Origin of the sequence: Pseudomonas sp. B21-056, assembly GCF_026016325.1 — a bacterium.
GTDB lineage: Bacteria > Pseudomonadota > Gammaproteobacteria > Pseudomonadales > Pseudomonadaceae > Aquipseudomonas.
Genome location: NZ_CP087203.1, coordinates 5,001,953 through 5,016,286 on the forward strand (window position 1 = coordinate 5,001,953; position 14,334 = coordinate 5,016,286).

At 59.7% G+C, this 14,334-nt stretch carries 15 protein-coding genes; 5 read left to right on the forward strand and 10 right to left on the reverse strand.

Annotation, left to right across the window (positions count from 1 at the left end; genetic code table 11):
- Positions 1–47: 47 nt before the first annotated feature.
- The 6 genes from ruvC to LOY67_RS21800 form a co-directional block, all read right to left on the reverse strand.
- Positions 48–572: a crossover junction endodeoxyribonuclease RuvC gene (ruvC, locus tag LOY67_RS21775; protein ID WP_063324612.1), complete on the reverse strand. Its 525-nt coding sequence runs from the start codon at positions 570–572 to the stop codon at positions 48–50.
- A gap of 262 nt (positions 573–834) precedes the next feature.
- Positions 835–1,581: a YebC/PmpR family DNA-binding transcriptional regulator gene (locus LOY67_RS21780; protein ID WP_265064377.1), complete on the reverse strand. Its 747-nt coding sequence runs from the start codon at positions 1,579–1,581 to the stop codon at positions 835–837.
- Positions 1,582–1,699: 118 nt separating this feature from the next.
- Positions 1,700–3,475, reverse strand: a complete 1,776-nt coding sequence (gene aspS, locus LOY67_RS21785) for an aspartate--tRNA ligase (RefSeq protein WP_265064378.1) — start codon at positions 3,473–3,475, stop codon at positions 1,700–1,702.
- Between the two features lie 75 nt (positions 3,476–3,550).
- Entirely contained in the window at positions 3,551–3,772 is a 222-nt protein-coding gene (locus LOY67_RS21790) for an FmdB family zinc ribbon protein (RefSeq protein ID WP_003178589.1), read from the reverse strand.
- A 179-nt stretch (positions 3,773–3,951) separates the two neighbouring features.
- The gene (locus LOY67_RS21795) at positions 3,952–4,302 is read right to left on the reverse strand and encodes a ribbon-helix-helix domain-containing protein (RefSeq protein ID WP_265064379.1); all 351 of its coding nucleotides are present in this window, start codon (positions 4,300–4,302) and stop codon (positions 3,952–3,954) included.
- Positions 4,303–4,577: 275 nt separating this feature from the next.
- Complete coding sequence (locus tag LOY67_RS21800; protein WP_265064380.1) at positions 4,578–5,051, reverse strand: Dps family protein; 474 nt, start codon at positions 5,049–5,051, stop codon at positions 4,578–4,580.
- 502 nt (positions 5,052–5,553) lie between these two features.
- Between LOY67_RS21800 and LOY67_RS28355 the strand changes: the two genes are divergently transcribed.
- Complete coding sequence (locus tag LOY67_RS28355; RefSeq protein ID WP_320109994.1) at positions 5,554–6,159, forward strand: cold-shock protein; 606 nt, start codon at positions 5,554–5,556, stop codon at positions 6,157–6,159.
- Between the two features lie 72 nt (positions 6,160–6,231).
- On the opposite strand, the gene LOY67_RS21810 is transcribed toward LOY67_RS28355, so the two are convergent.
- Complete coding sequence (locus LOY67_RS21810; protein ID WP_265064381.1) at positions 6,232–6,438, reverse strand: SlyX family protein; 207 nt, start codon at positions 6,436–6,438, stop codon at positions 6,232–6,234.
- Positions 6,439–6,441: 3 nt separating this feature from the next.
- Positions 6,442–6,867, reverse strand: a complete 426-nt coding sequence (locus LOY67_RS21815; RefSeq protein ID WP_265064382.1) for an HIT domain-containing protein — start codon at positions 6,865–6,867, stop codon at positions 6,442–6,444.
- Positions 6,868–7,707: 840 nt separating this feature from the next.
- On the opposite strand from LOY67_RS21815, the gene LOY67_RS21820 reads away from it, so the two are divergent.
- Positions 7,708–8,979, forward strand: coding sequence for an OprD family porin (locus LOY67_RS21820; RefSeq protein ID WP_265064383.1), 1,272 nt, complete (start codon positions 7,708–7,710; stop codon positions 8,977–8,979).
- A gap of 164 nt (positions 8,980–9,143) precedes the next feature.
- On the opposite strand, the gene LOY67_RS21825 is transcribed toward LOY67_RS21820, so the two are convergent.
- Complete coding sequence (locus LOY67_RS21825) at positions 9,144–9,986, reverse strand: mechanosensitive ion channel family protein (protein ID WP_265064384.1); 843 nt, start codon at positions 9,984–9,986, stop codon at positions 9,144–9,146.
- 70 nt (positions 9,987–10,056) lie between these two features.
- Positions 10,057–10,542: a YajQ family cyclic di-GMP-binding protein gene (locus tag LOY67_RS21830; protein ID WP_024776466.1), complete on the reverse strand. Its 486-nt coding sequence runs from the start codon at positions 10,540–10,542 to the stop codon at positions 10,057–10,059.
- 142 nt (positions 10,543–10,684) lie between these two features.
- Here LOY67_RS21830 and LOY67_RS21835 point away from each other — a divergent pair, with 142 nt between their 5' ends.
- From LOY67_RS21835 to LOY67_RS21845, 3 genes are read left to right on the forward strand one after another with little or no spacing between them, the layout of a single operon-like run.
- Positions 10,685–11,602 carry a putative 2-dehydropantoate 2-reductase gene (locus LOY67_RS21835; protein ID WP_265064385.1) on the forward strand — a complete coding sequence of 306 codons (918 nt, stop codon included), beginning with the start codon at positions 10,685–10,687 and terminating at the stop codon, positions 11,600–11,602.
- A gap of 45 nt (positions 11,603–11,647) precedes the next feature.
- Positions 11,648–13,684, forward strand: a complete 2,037-nt coding sequence (locus tag LOY67_RS21840; RefSeq protein WP_265064386.1) for an ATP-binding protein — start codon at positions 11,648–11,650, stop codon at positions 13,682–13,684.
- A 2-nt stretch (positions 13,685–13,686) separates the two neighbouring features.
- Positions 13,687–14,268, forward strand: a complete 582-nt coding sequence (locus LOY67_RS21845; protein WP_265064387.1) for a cob(I)yrinic acid a,c-diamide adenosyltransferase — start codon at positions 13,687–13,689, stop codon at positions 14,266–14,268.
- Positions 14,269–14,334 lie beyond the last annotated feature (66 nt).

The following is a 14,334-nucleotide window of genomic DNA, read 5'->3' on the forward strand; positions in this document are numbered from 1 at the left end:
ACACAGGCGCAACAGACTCGGGCTCATGAATGAGTGCGCTGATGCTATCAGAGACGCAGGCGCCCGCCACGACTGCGTGCAGTTCCCAGGCCATGAGGCAGCAGGCTGGAGCGGGTATGGGCATGACAAATGGCGATGGCCAGGGCGTCGGAGGCGTCAATCTGCGGCTTGCTGACCAGTTTCAACAGGTGCATCACCATCATCTGCACCTGCTCCTTGTTCGCCGCCCCCGTGCCGACGACCGCTTGCTTGACCTGGGTCGCGGTGTACTCGGCGATCTCCAGGTTTTCCTCGGCGCCGGCAACAATCGCCGCGCCCCGGGCCTGCCCCAGTTTCAGGGCGGAATCGGCGTTGCGCGCCATGAAGACTTTTTCAATGCCCATGGTGACCGGGCCGTAGGTCTGGATGACTTCGCGCACGCCGCGATAAACAATCTGCAGGCGCTCGTGCAATTCACCGGCGCCGGTGCGGATACAACCGGACGCGACGTACACGCAGCCGCGCCCGGTATCGCGAACCACGCCGTAGCCGGTGATGCGCGAACCGGGGTCGATGCCAAGGATTAAAGTCATAGCGCCTGCGAAGAGTAATGCGGTTGCAAGTGAGGATACAGCAAGGGCCTGACCCAATGCCGGTCGCGCACGATAGGTAAAGTCGAACAATATTCCTGTGGCGAGGGGATTTATCCCCGCTGGGTCGCGAAGCGACCCAAATCCCGCAGCTTGAGCTTGGTGCATCAGACAGATTGAGTTGACTGATTTGGGGCTGCTACGCAGCCCAGCGGGGATAAATCCCCTCGCCACAGGGTTCCGCTTAGCTGATCACACTTGTGGGTCAGCCAAGCTGTTCAGCCACCGACTCCGGAATATCGGCATTGGAATAGACGTTCTGCACGTCGTCCAGGTCTTCCAGCATGTCGATCAGCTTGAGCACCTTCTCGGCGCCTTCAAGGTCCAGTTCGGCGCTGGTGGTCGGCTGCATGACGATTTCCGCGTCGGCCGGCTTGAAACCAGCCGTTTCCAGGGCATTGCGCACGGCATAGAAGCTGGCGAACGAGGTGAATACGTCGAACGAACCGTCTTCATGGCCGACTACATCATCGGCGTCGGCTTCCAGGGCCGCTTCCGTCAGGGCATCTTCATCGAGACCCGGCGCGAAGCTGATCTGCCCCTTGCGCTCGAACAGGTAGGCCACCGAACCGTCGGTGCCCAGGTTGCCACCGCACTTGCTGAAGGCGTGACGCACCGCAGCGGCGGTACGGTTACGGTTGTCGGTCATGCACTCGACCATCACCGCCACGCCACCCGGGCCATAACCTTCGTAGGTCAGCTCTTCAACGTTGTCGGCCTCGGTCGCACCGGCGCCACGGGCGATGGCCCGGTCGATGATGTCGCGGCTCATGTTGGCACCGAGCGCCTTGTCCAGGGCCAGGCGCAAGCGCGGGTTGGAACCCGGATCGCCACCGCCCTGGCGGGCCGCGACCGTCAGTTCACGGATCCACTTGGTGAAGATCTTGCCCCTCTTGGCATCCTGACGTTCTTTGCGGTGCTTGATGTTCGCCCACTTGGAATGACCTGCCATAACTCGCTCCGGTTCTTCTTGAAACGTTGCCCGCCCTGCGCTCGAGCAGTGGCAGACAAGCAGAAATATCGACACCAACGAAAAGGCGCATCCGAAGATGCGCCTTCAGGTGCCAGCCTTACTCAGCCTTCGGCTGTTCACGCAGGCGGATGTGCAGCTCGCGCAGCGCCTTGGCATCCACGACACCCGGGGCCTGGGTCATGACATCGGCCGCGCTCTGGGTTTTCGGGAAGGCGATCACTTCACGGATCGACTGGGCGCCGGTCATCAACATCACCAGGCGATCCAGGCCGAAGGCCAGGCCACCGTGGGGTGGTGCGCCGAACTTCAGGGCGTCGAGCAGGAAGCCGAACTTCTCTTCCTGTTCCGCTTCGTCGATGCCCAGCAGGCGGAACACCGCCTGTTGCATTTCCTTGCGATGGATACGGATCGAACCACCACCCAGCTCGGTGCCGTTCAGGACCATGTCGTAGGCGCGGGACAAAGCGGTGGCCGGGTTGGCCTCCAGCTCTTCTGGCGAGCACTTCGGTGCGGTGAACGGGTGGTGCAGCGCCGAGAAGCTGCCGTCGTCGTTCTCTTCGAACATCGGGAAGTCAACGACCCACATCGGCGCCCACTCGCAGGTCAGCAGCTTCAGGTCGTGACCCAGCTTGATGCGCAGTGCACCCAGGGCTTCGCTGACGATCTTGGCCTTGTCGGCACCGAAGAACACGATGTCACCATCAACCGCACCCACGCGATCAAGGATCACGTTGAGGTTGGCTTCAGGAATGTTTTTCACGATCGGCGATTGCAAGCCATCGACACCCGCGGCGCGCTCGTTGACCTTGATATACGCCAGGCCCTTGGCACCGTAGATGCCGACGAACTTGGTGTAATCGTCGATCTGTTTGCGCGGCATGCTCGCCCCGCCTGGAACACGCAGGGCCGCGATGCGGCATTTCGGGTCGTTGGCCGGACCGCTGAAGACTTTGAATTCGACTTCCTTGAGCTGGTCGGCCACATCGACCAGTTCCAACGGGTTACGCAGGTCCGGCTTGTCGGAACCGTAGCGACGCATGGCTTCTTCGAAGGTCATGTGCGGGAAATCACCGAATTCCAGACCCAGCACTTCCTTGAACAGGTTGCGGATCATGCCTTCGGTCAGGCCCATGATGTCTTTTTCGTCGAGGAAACTGGTCTCGATGTCGATCTGCGTGAATTCAGGTTGACGGTCGGCACGCAGGTCTTCGTCGCGGAAGCACTTGGCGATCTGGTAGTAACGGTCGAAGCCGGCCACCATCAGCAGTTGCTTGAACAGCTGCGGCGATTGCGGCAGGGCGAAGAAGCTGCCGGGGTGGGTACGGCTCGGCACCAGGTAGTCGCGAGCGCCTTCCGGCGTGGCACGGGTCAGGATCGGCGTCTCGACGTCGAGGAAGCCGTTCTCGTCCAGGTAGCGGCGGATGCTGGTGGTCATGCGCGAACGCAGACGCAGCTTCTCGGCCATTTCCGGACGACGCAGGTCGATGAAGCGGTAGCGCAGGCGGGTTTCTTCGCCCACGTCGGAGTATTCGTTGAGCGGGAACGGCGGGGTTTCCGCTTCGTTGAGCACTTCCAGCTCATAGCCCAGCACTTCGATCATGCCGGACGCCATGTTGGCGTTGCCGGCGCCGGCCGGACGCAGGCGCACCTTACCGGTGATCTTGACCACGTATTCGCTGCGCACGCGGTCGGCGGTGGCGAAGGTTTCAGCACGGTCCGGATCGAACACCACCTGGGCCAGGCCTTCACGATCACGGATGTCGAGGAAAATCACCCCGCCATGGTCACGGCGACGATGGACCCATCCGCAAAGAGTAACTTCCTGACCTTCCAGGCTTTCGTTCAGTTGGCCGCAATAATGGCTGCGCATCATGGTAGTGGTTTCACTTCTCGTAATTCGACATTCGGTTGGAGGCCCTGCCCGTGCAAGGACCCGCGCGTATTCATCTCAGTCAGCTTTGTCGCCACCGGCGAGGTTCTTCTTGGCGCCGGTCTTGAAGTCGGTTTCATACCAGCCCGTACCGCCGAGGCGGAAACCCGGCATGGACAGCATCTTTTTCAGCTCCGGCGCCTGGCAGGCAGGGCAGTCGACCAGCGGTGCCGCGCTGATCTTTTGGATGGCTTCCATCTGATGACCACAGGAAGCACATTGATAGTCGTACATCGGCATGGGTTGTCTCGGCGATCAGGTTAATCGCGCAAAAGCTGGGCTTTGCGGCAAAGAGCGGGATTATATCCATTAAATGCAGCCTGTGCAGCCGTAGGGGCGTTCTCCATTCGTTTGCGCAGGATGGGCAACGAATCTGCAAGCCCCCAGGGCAGCACAGGCCAGCTACCGGCCCGATCGAGTCACTGACCGGGCCCACGCCAATGACGCTCCACAATCCCCATTCCGGCCTCCTTCAAGCTGTGCACCACGCAGACAACCCGGACCAGGCCGCTGAAATTACGGACCCCGCCATGACGCAGATGCACCTCCCGGTCGACATGGGACAACAGGGTGCTGATGGAGCAGTTGTTGAGCTGGGCCATGTCGCCGAGAATCTCCCAATAGACCCGCTCCAGCCGAAGACAGGTGGCGAACCCGTTCAGACGAATGGACCGGGACAAGGGTCGAGCCAGCTGCATATCGAACCCACTGACGAACGGGTCGATATCGATGGACTGCATACCCTCCCTCGATTCTTTTCCTTGAATCATACCGTTGACACTCCTTTGCCATACGAACCTCCCAGTCAGGACAACCCATCTGGTGCCCTATGGAAGCTCAACGGAGTCGTCAGATCCAGATGACTTTTTGACCGGCAACGTAGGACAAGCCAACAGCAGGCAGACGAGGAATTACATCGTCCTACACACGATGGGTTACCCCAACAGCGGGCGCAAGACTGATCGGAAAGCCCGATACAAAGGAAAACCAACGGTTTCGACACACGGGCGATGATGCCAAGGGTCACATCATCGCCCGCCAGAGGCTACCGGTCTTCCAACAGCGAACGCAGCATCCACGCGGTTTTTTCGTGAACTTGCATGCGCTGGGTCAACAGGTCGGCGGTCGGCTCATCGCTGACCTTGTCCAGCAAGGGGAAGATGCCCCGGGCCGTGCGTGTCACCGCCTCCTGGCCATCGACCAGTTGCCGGATCATGTCTTCGGCACCCGGCACCCCCTCCTCTTCCTTGATGGAAGACAGACGCGCATACACCGAATAGGCACCCGGCGCCGGAAAGCCGAGCGCACGGATGCGTTCGGCAATCAGATCCACGGCCAGCGCCAGTTCGTTGTACTGCTCCTCGAACATCAGATGCAGGGTCCGAAACATCGGCCCCGTGACGTTCCAGTGGAAATTGTGGGTCTTGAGATACAACACGTAGGTGTCCGACAGCAGGCGTGAGAGCCCGTCGACGATAGACTTGCGATCCTCTTCACTGATACCGATATCAATTGCCATGTTGGCTGATCTCCTGACGGTGATGAATTGCACAGCGTAGCGGGTGTTGTCGGCAGCGGCCTGCGACAAATCGCCAGCCCTCTTGAAAAGTACCTCTTTCTCCGCCGGACTCTGTAGGAGCTGGCGAAGCCTGCGATCTTTTGATCTTGATCCTGATTTCGCTCGCGACTCAAGTGTCGGGGAAAAGATCGCAGCCTCGCTTCGCTCGACAGCTCCTACGGGCAGGCTCTTGCCATGGATTGCTGTTCGACTTTACCTCTTGGCTGGCTGGCATTGGGATTTGTCCGGTTTTCCGGCCGACGAACAGCGCGGTACACACCTGTTACGAGTTTGAGAAGGCCCGGGCTTTGCTGTTAAATAGGCAGTGTGTCGCTAAGCCTATTTTTCCGGGCGTGGCGCATAGGCTGATTCGGGTACGTGTCCAGCGCCTCTCATTGTTCTGAAGCGAACCGCCCCCGACCAGCTCTTCCTTGTGATCCGTCTTAACCGTGAGCCAATCAAAATGTTGAAAATCGTCCACTTGCTAATGGGCGCAGCTGCCCTGCTGCTGTCCTTCATCCCTAGCCTGGGTTCCGAAGCCACACCTTACCTGCAACATCCCGATGCGCTTTACCTGGCCTTTTTCGGCCTGCTCAACCTGACCCTCGCACCTGTCATTCCTTACTGGCACAAAGGCCCTCGTCATCAACTGCAAAACCTGGTCAGCGCATTGCTGGTGCTGGCCGTTGCCCTGCAAACCCTGAGCCTGCTGGCGCCCATGCCGGAAATCAGCGGTCAACCGGCCGTTGCGTTCAGCCTCGCCTCGGCGCTGCTTGCCGTGGCACTGCACCTGGCCGTCAGCTTCTACAAGAAGTCGTCGCCGGCTGCCGCGCCGCAGAACTACGACATGTCCAACCGCGATACCGGCACCGTGAAGTGGTTCAACACCTCCAAGGGCTTCGGCTTTATCTCCCGCGATTCCGGCGATGACATTTTCGTGCATTTCCGGGCCATTCGTGGCGAAGGCCATCGCGTACTGGTCGAAGGCCAGCGCGTGGAGTTCTCCGTGATGCACCGCGACAAAGGCCTGCAAGCCGAAGATGTGATCGCGGCACTGCCGCGCCGCTGATCCCGGGCGTAAAAAAAAACCGCGAGCAGCCAGGCTGCATCGCGGTTTTTTTATGACCTGCCGTTCGGGTGATCAGTAATGAGGGGGCGGCGCCTCTTCCTCGACGGATTCGAACTGGCCGACCATTTCTTCCTGCCGCTTGAGCAACGCCATCATCTGCAATTGCAAACGCTCGACCACGCGCTGCTGCTCCACCAACACATCATTCAACGCCTGGATGGTGTCATCCTGAAATGCCAGGCGAGTTTCCAGATCGGTAACACGCGCCTCGAGATCCACGGTTCAACCCTCCACAAACTTGAAATCATCGGTCAGTGCCATCCGCAACCGCTCGCGAATGGCCGTCACCTGTTCCGCATTATAAGGCCGGGCCGGATGCTTGCCCCAGACCGGCGCAGGCCAGGCGGCATCCTCATGTTTACGCACGATGACATGCATGTGCAACTGGCTGACGACGTTACCCAACGCCGCAACGTTCAGCTTGTCGGCGTCGAAGGAGTCCTTGAGGATTTCCGCCAGCGCGGTGGTCTCTTTCCACAGTTGGCGCTGATCAGCGTCATCGAGCTGAAACAACTCGCTGATATCTTCCCGCCTTGGTACCAGGATGAACCACGGGTAATTCGAATCATTGGACAACAGCAACCGGCACAGCGGGAAATCGCCAATGGGCAATGTGTCCTGTTGCAGTCGTGGATCTAAAACAAACACCACGCGTACTCCTTGCTCGTTATCGGATACTCGTAGCATACCCGTGAACAGTGGAACCTTCACTGCACACAGCCCAAGCATGGCTTGCACGCCTGTTTTCGGCGCTGACTGTCCAACGTCCGCCAGCCAGGCGCACCAACACAGTGCGACCAGTACCCCGGAATCCAGGAACGACAGCCCCAGGAACCTGCGAAACACCGAGCCTTGTGCAATTTACGAAGTTTTTTTGCACCAAAACCGCACAATGCGTCTACGCTCAGTGCACGAAGCATCCGGGATTTACTCACTGGGTAGGGTGAACCGGTAACGTTTTTGGCTGTCCCTGCCCGTTTACGTGTTTCAAACACGATAGTGGCACAGCAGTCAACCCTATTTAAAACAAGGCCTTTGGCCCCCGGATTCATGAGGTTTCACCGCGTCCAGCGGCAGAGTGTGAAAAAAATGTGAATGAAATTCGGGTTTGTGCATACTTGTTGCATCCATCCCGGACATCACCTTCAGGGAAATCGTCGGAACGAAAACCTGCTGGCCTATAAATAAAGTGGCAAGGTTGCCCTCACGGAGCTTCAAGTGCAGTAAAAAAGGACTCTTGATACCGACGCCGAAGAAAGACAAGCAACATTCAAGTTGCGAAACCCGATTGCGTCGGAACAGCCCCAATACGACATGGATCGAGCCATTGGCGACATGGTCGTAAAGAAGCTGAAAGGTTGGATGGGCAAGTATCGCCAATTAATGTCGTCGTGATATAAGTTTGCGCCGACACAAAAAGAAAGAGCCGCCCAGATAAAAAAACAGGTGGGACGGCAGTACTCTTCTAAACCAAAGGAGCAAATCACGATGCGCGTGATGAAGTGGAGCATGATCGCACTGGCTGTTTCGGCCAGTGTTTCGCAGTTCGCAGTGGCGTCTTCCCAGGACGATTCCAAGGGCTTTTTTGAAGATCAAAGCCTGAATATTCTGACCCGTGCGTTGTACATGAACCGTGATTTCAAGAACGAGAACGCCGTGGCCAAAGGCCAAAGCTATCGTGAAGAGTCCGGCCTTGCTGCACGTGCAACCTACGAATCGGGCTTTACCCAAGGCACCGTTGGCGTAGGCGTTGACGCCCTTGCATTCGGCGCCATCAAGCTCGATGGCGGTCCTGGCCGCACTGGTAACGGTCTGTTCGCTGCTGATAGCAACGGTCACCCTCAGGATACCCAATCGAAAACAGGTGGCGCGGTTAAATTCCGCCTGTCCGATACTGTCTTGAAATATGGCAACCAAATCACCACCAGCCCAGTGTTCTCCACCGACGATAGCCGCCTGCTGCCGGAAGTCGCCACGGGTACGTTGATTACCAGTAAGGAAATTAAAGGCCTGGAGCTGACCGCAGGTCGCTTCACCGCCCTGAGTTCGCAGACTGGCATGGGCCGTGACAGCATCAATGGCCCACACACGCCGGGCCTGAAGTCTGCCAACATTGCTGGCGCAACCTACCAGTTCACCGACAACTTTGTAGCCGGTGTAGCTGCTTCCGACGTTGAAGACAACTTCAAGAAGCAGTACGTCAACGCCAACTACACCTTGCCACTCAGTGACGATCAGTCCTTGAACTTCGACTTCAATGGCTATCACACCAAGAGCCAGGGTCAGGAGCTCAGCGGTGACATTGACAACCGCATCTGGTCTCTTGCAGCTGCCTATGCCATTGGCGCTCACAAGTTCACTCTGGCACACCAGCGCTCCTCCGGCGACAGCGGCTATGTTTACGGCATTGACGGCAATGGGACCATCTTCCTCGCCAACTCCGTACAATACTCCGACTTCAACGGTCAAGACGAACGTTCCTGGCAGGCTCGCTACGACCTGAACATGAAGAGCTATGGTGTTCCAGGCCTGAGTTTCATGACTCGTTACATCACAGGTGACAACATCACCACCGCTTCCAATGTGGAAGGCAAGGAACACGAAGTCGATTTCGAAACCAAGTACGTTCTGCAAAGCGGCCCGGCAAAAGACTTGTCTTTCCGCCTGCGTAGCGCATTCTATCGTTCGAACACTGCCTACTCTGGCGGTGACAACAACGACTTCCGCCTGATCGCCGAATACCCACTGAATATCCTGTAACTCAGTGGTCATTCGATAGCTACACCCGCAACAAACAAAAACCGCTCACCTGATCCAGGTGAGCGGTTTTTTTATGCGCCCGATAAAACGACCTGACGCAACTTCCTAAATAGCAAGCTAACTAAATACAACCTGACCCAATCGACAGGTTATATCCACGTTTGTTATCTCGCCGTCTCTTCCTGAACAACCCGAATCACCCGCTGCGGAAACGGAATATCAATCCCCGCATCCTTCAAGCGATCCCGCGCCTGTTCATTGAACATGAACATCACGCTCCAGTAATCCGCCGTCTTGACCCACACCCGCAACGACACCGTGATCGAACTGTCACCCAGGGTGGAAATCACTGCTTCAGGTGCCGGATCGGCCAGTACGCGCTCATCCTTCGCCAGATCCAGCAGCACCTGCCGGGCCTTTTGCAGATCCGCCTGGTAATCCACGCCCACATCGAACACCACTTTGCGGGTCGGCTGGCGATTGGTGTTGGTGATGATGCCGTTCGACAGGGGGCCGTTGGGCACGATGACCGTCTTGTTGTCACCGGTACGCAGTACGGTGTGGAAGATCTGGATGCTGTCGACCGTACCGGCGATGCCTTGGGCTTCGATCCAGTCGCCGATGCGGAACGGGCGGAACAGCAGGATCAGTACGCCGCCGGCGAAGTTTGCCAGGCTGCCCTGCAACGCCAGGCCGATTGCCAGGCCCGCCGCACCGATGGCGGCGACGAACGAGGTGGTTTCCACACCGATCATCGACGCCACGCTGACGATCAACAGCACCTTGAGGATGATATTGGCGAGGGTACTGATAAACCCTTGCAGTGCCAGGTCAGCGTTACGCAGGGCCAACAAGGCACCCAGTTTCTGCGTGACCTTGTTGATCAACCACCAGCCGATGGCCAGGGTGATGACCGCCAGCAACACACGGCTGCCGTATTCCATGATCATCGGAATCCAGGCCTGGGAAGCCTTGACCAGGTGGTCCACTTCAGCGTTCAAGTCCATCTTGCTCTCCTTTTTTCCATTCGTGGCGAAGGAACAGGTCCGTCGCCACCGTCATGCGAACAACCTGATATCAGTCGCGGAAGTTATTGAACTGTAGCGGCATGCCGAATTCCTTGGCGCGCAGTGCCGCGATAGCTTCCTGCAAGTCATCGCGTTTCTTGCCGGTAACCCGTACCTGCTCGCCCTGGATGGCGGCCTGCACCTTGAGCTTGGCGTCCTTGATGTGAGCGACAATCTTCTTCGCCAGTTCCTTGTCGATGCCTTCCTTGAGCACAGCTTCCTGCTTCATCACCTTGCCCGAGGCATAGGCGTCCTTGATCTCGAGGCACTGCACGTCGATCTTGCGCTTGACCAGCGCAAGCTTGAGGATTTCGATCATCGCCTCGAGCTGGAATTCGGCTTCGGCGGTCAGGTTGACGGTCAGGTCCTTTTCCTTGAACTCGAAGCTGCCCTTGCCCTTGAGGTCATAACGACGGTCGAGTTCCTTGATGGCGTTTTCAACCGCGTTGGTGGCTTCGTGCTTGTCCAGTTCGGATACCACGTCGAATGACGGCATGTAGAGTTCTCCAATAAAAAAGGCGCCCCAGTGATAAAGGCGCGCGCTTGGCTTGTGGTTAAAATCGCGCTCATTATAACGAGTCTTTCCCAGCCAATACTGTGAGCCCCCAAATGCCTGCAGCAAACCGAGTGAAAAACTGATGTCCACCACCTGGCATGTCCTGGGGGCCGGCAGCCTCGGCACATTATGGGCGGCGCGTCTGGCCCGGGCGGGTCTGCCGGTGCGCCTGGTGCTGCGTGATGAAGGCCGGTTGCAGGCCTACCAGGCCGCGGGTGGCCTGACCCTGGTGGAACAAGGCCAGCCGCAGCACTACCCGGTACCGGGCGAAACCGCTGACGGCCCCGGGCCAATCAGGCGCCTGCTGCTGGCCTGCAAGGCCTATGACGCGGAAGCGGCGGTGGCCTCGGTGGCCCATCGCCTGGACGCCGGGTCGGAACTGATCCTGCTGCAGAATGGCCTCGGCAGCCAGGACGCAGTGGCCAACCGCGTCCCCCAGGCCCGTTGCATCAGCGCCTCCAGCACCGAAGGCGCGTTCCGCGACGGTGACTGGCGCGTGGTGTTCGCCGGTCACGGCTACACCTGGCTCGGCGACCCCGCCCACCCCGTGGCGCCGTTCTGGCTGGACGACCTGAGCGCCGCCTGCATCCCCCACGAATGGAGCGCGGACATCCTCACCCGGCTCTGGCGAAAACTGGCGCTCAACTGCGCGATCAACCCGCTGACCGTGCTGTATCACTGCAAGAATGGCGGCTTGCAGGAGCATCGCTGCGAAGTGGCGACCCTGTGCGCGGAGCTCACCGACCTGCTCGAACGCTGCGGTCAGCCTGCGGCGGCTGAGGACTTGCAGCCGGAGGTCGAACGGGTGATCCAGGCCACGGCGGCCAATTACTCCTCGATGCACCAGGACGTCGCCAACAGGCGCCGCACTGAAATCAGCTACCTGCTCGGCCATGCCTGCAAGGTCGCCCGGCGGCACGAGCTGGCGGTACCGCATCTGGAGCAACTGCGTCAGCGGCTGATCGGTCACTTGCACAACCTCGGATTGCCCAGCGACTGAGCAGCGGCTACGCTGGCCTCGTGTTCCTTTTCAGCGACGAATCTGATGCCATTGCGCCAGCGCCTTGAAAACCTGCCGGTCGGCCAGAAACTGTTGGCCGCCCTGCTGGTGTTGTTGACCACTGTATTGCTGGTCGCCAACCTGACCTTTATCAGCGCCGCCTATTACATTTCCCAGGAAAGCATGGCCCCCCAGGCCCTGCAGACCATCGGCCGGCTGATCGCCAACCCGAGCCTGATCTCCGATGCCCTGCAATCACCGCAAGGCGCCAAGCGCCTGCTCGACGAACTCAACAGCTACGCCCCGTTGCGGGCAGCGGCGCTGTATGACGGCGAGGGCGAGCGCCTGGCGCAGCTGCAACAGGGTGACAAGCTCAAGCTGCCGGATCATTTCCGCAGCGTGCAGGCCTGGCAGGCCGGTGAATTCCGCAGCAACCAGGTCATCACCCTGCCCCGCCCCGGCACCGCGCCGGGCCATCTGCTGCTGGTCGCCAGCAGTGAATTGCCCACGGCGTTCTACACCGGCACCCTGACCGCCAGCCTCGGCATCCTGATTTTCAGCGTGCTGCTGTGGCTGGTCATCGCCCAGCAGATCAAACGCCTGATCACCCGGCCGATTCACCAGTTGGAAGAGCTGTCACGGCAGGTCACCCGAGAGGAAAACTATTCCCTGCGCGCCGCCCGGGGCAACCACGACGAAATCGGCAGCCTGGCCGAAGCCTTCAACACCATGCTGTCACGGATCGAGGCCCGGGAGCAGCAGCTCAAGCGCGCCCGGGACGACTCCCAGGCTGCTTACGACCAGGCCCAGGGCCTGGCGGAAGAAACCCGTCATACCAACCGCAAGCTGGAGCTCGAAGTCCAGGTGCGTAGCAAGATCGAGAAAAAACTCACCGGCTTCCAGAACTACCTCAACAGCATCATCGATTCCATGCCGTCGGCCCTGATCGCCCTCGACGAACAGCTCTATGTCACCCAGTGGAACCAGGAGGCCAGCGCCCTTTCCGGCACCCGGCTGGACGAAGCACTGAACCAGCCGATCTTCCTCGCGTTCGAGCCCCTCAAGCCGTACCTGCCGCAGCTCAAGCAAACGGTCGAGCAGCACACGGTGGCCAAGATCGAGCGCGTCACCTGGACCAAGGACGACGAAGCCCGGCACTACGCCCTGACCTTCTACCCGCTGATGGGGGGCGCCGGGCGCGGGGTGGTGATCCGGATCGACGACATCACCCAGCGCCTGTCGCTGGAAGAAATGATGGTGCAATCGGAAAAAATGCTCTCGGTCGGCGGCCTCGCGGCGGGCATGGCCCATGAGATCAACAACCCGCTGGGGGCGATCCTGCACAACGTGCAGAACATCCGTCGACGCCTGTCACCGGAACTGCCCAAGAACCTCGAACAGGCCGAGCAACTGGGCATCGAGCTGCAGGTGGTCAATCAGTACCTCCAGGGCCGGGACATCCCGCAGTTGCTCGATGGCATCCAGCAGGCCGGTGCCCGGGCGGCGAAAATCGTCACCCACATGCTCAGTTTCAGCCGGCGCAGCACCCGGCAGATGGCCCCCTGCGACCTGCCGGCCCTGATCGACCAGGCGGTGGAAATCGCCGGCAACGACTTCGACCTGGCGATCGGTTTCGACTTCAAGGGTCAGGCGATCATCCGTCAGTTCGACCCGAACCTGGGCCCGGTGCCCGGCACCGCCAACGAATTGGAGCAGGTGCTGCTCAACCTGTTGAAGAACGCCGCCCAGGCCATCCACCAACGCCAGGACGACAGCGAGCCCGGGCGCATTATCCTGCGCACGCGGCTGAACCCGCCCTGGGCGGAAATCCAGGTCGAGGACAACGGCATTGGCATGAGCGAAAACGTGCGCAAACGCACCTTCGAACCCTTTTTCACCACCAAGGAAATCGGCCAGGGCACGGGCCTGGGGCTGTCGGTGTCGTATTTCATCATCACCAACAACCACAAGGGCCAGATGGAAGTGCAGTCGGCGCCGGGCCAAGGCACCTGCTTCACCTTGCGCCTGCCCCTGGCGGGCATTTCGATGATGCCTCAAGAAAACAAGCAACTGGAGCGCTGAACATGGGTTTTCGCCTGTCGAAGATTTACACCCGCACCGGCGACAAAGGTGAAACCGGGTTGGGCGACGGTCGTCGTGTGGCGAAGGACCACCCACGGGTCGAGGCCATCGGCGAAGTGGATAGCCTGAACAGCCAGCTCGGCTTGTTGCTGGCGGGGCTTGCCGATGAGGCGAGCCGCTACCCGGCACTGCGGGAGATCATCGAGGTGTTGGCGCCGTGTCAGCATCGATTGTTCGACCTCGGTGGCGAACTGGCGATGCCGGCCTACCAGGCGCTGACCACGGCGGAAGTCGAGCGACTGGAAGCGGCCATCGATCGGTGGAACGAGGAACTGGGGCCGCTGGAAAACTTCATCCTGCCCGGTGGCTCGACCCTGGTGGCCCTGGCCCACGTCTGCCGCAGCCTGGCCCGTGGCGCCGAGCGCCGTTGCCAGCAGTTGAACGCAGTGGAACCGCTGGCCGGGCCGGGGTTGGCCTATATCAATCGGCTGTCGGATCTGTTGTTCGTGGCGGCGCGGGTGATTGCCCGGCGGCAGGGGGTGGCGGAGGTGCTTTGGGTGGCGGCGGCGAAACCTGGGGAGTGATCCGTCGTCCGTAAGGACGCCATCGCGAGCAGGCTCGCTCCCACAGGGGATCGCATTCTTTCAGAT

What these genes read in the sequence shown, in the direction of transcription:
- ruvC (WP_063324612.1), bottom strand. Translation starts at nt 572, where the DNA reads ATGACTTTAATCCTTGGCATCGACCCCGGTTCGCGCATCACCGGCTAC.
- LOY67_RS21780 (WP_265064377.1), bottom strand. Translation starts at nt 1,581, where the DNA reads ATGGCAGGTCATTCCAAGTGGGCGAACATCAAGCACCGCAAAGAACGT.
- aspS (WP_265064378.1), bottom strand. Translation starts at nt 3,475, where the DNA reads ATGATGCGCAGCCATTATTGCGGCCAACTGAACGAAAGCCTGGAAGGT.
- LOY67_RS21790 (WP_003178589.1), bottom strand. Translation starts at nt 3,772, where the DNA reads ATGCCGATGTACGACTATCAATGTGCTTCCTGTGGTCATCAGATGGAA.
- LOY67_RS21795 (WP_265064379.1), bottom strand. Translation starts at nt 4,302, where the DNA reads ATGATTCAAGGAAAAGAATCGAGGGAGGGTATGCAGTCCATCGATATC.
- LOY67_RS21800 (WP_265064380.1), bottom strand. Translation starts at nt 5,051, where the DNA reads ATGGCAATTGATATCGGTATCAGTGAAGAGGATCGCAAGTCTATCGTC.
- LOY67_RS28355 (WP_320109994.1), top strand. Translation starts at nt 5,554, where the DNA reads ATGTTGAAAATCGTCCACTTGCTAATGGGCGCAGCTGCCCTGCTGCTG.
- LOY67_RS21820 (WP_265064383.1), top strand. Translation starts at nt 7,708, where the DNA reads ATGCGCGTGATGAAGTGGAGCATGATCGCACTGGCTGTTTCGGCCAGT.
- LOY67_RS21825 (WP_265064384.1), bottom strand. Translation starts at nt 9,986, where the DNA reads ATGGACTTGAACGCTGAAGTGGACCACCTGGTCAAGGCTTCCCAGGCC.
- LOY67_RS21830 (WP_024776466.1), bottom strand. Translation starts at nt 10,542, where the DNA reads ATGCCGTCATTCGACGTGGTATCCGAACTGGACAAGCACGAAGCCACC.
- LOY67_RS21835 (WP_265064385.1), top strand. Translation starts at nt 10,685, where the DNA reads ATGTCCACCACCTGGCATGTCCTGGGGGCCGGCAGCCTCGGCACATTA.
- LOY67_RS21840 (WP_265064386.1), top strand. Translation starts at nt 11,648, where the DNA reads ATGCCATTGCGCCAGCGCCTTGAAAACCTGCCGGTCGGCCAGAAACTG.
- LOY67_RS21845 (WP_265064387.1), top strand. Translation starts at nt 13,687, where the DNA reads ATGGGTTTTCGCCTGTCGAAGATTTACACCCGCACCGGCGACAAAGGT.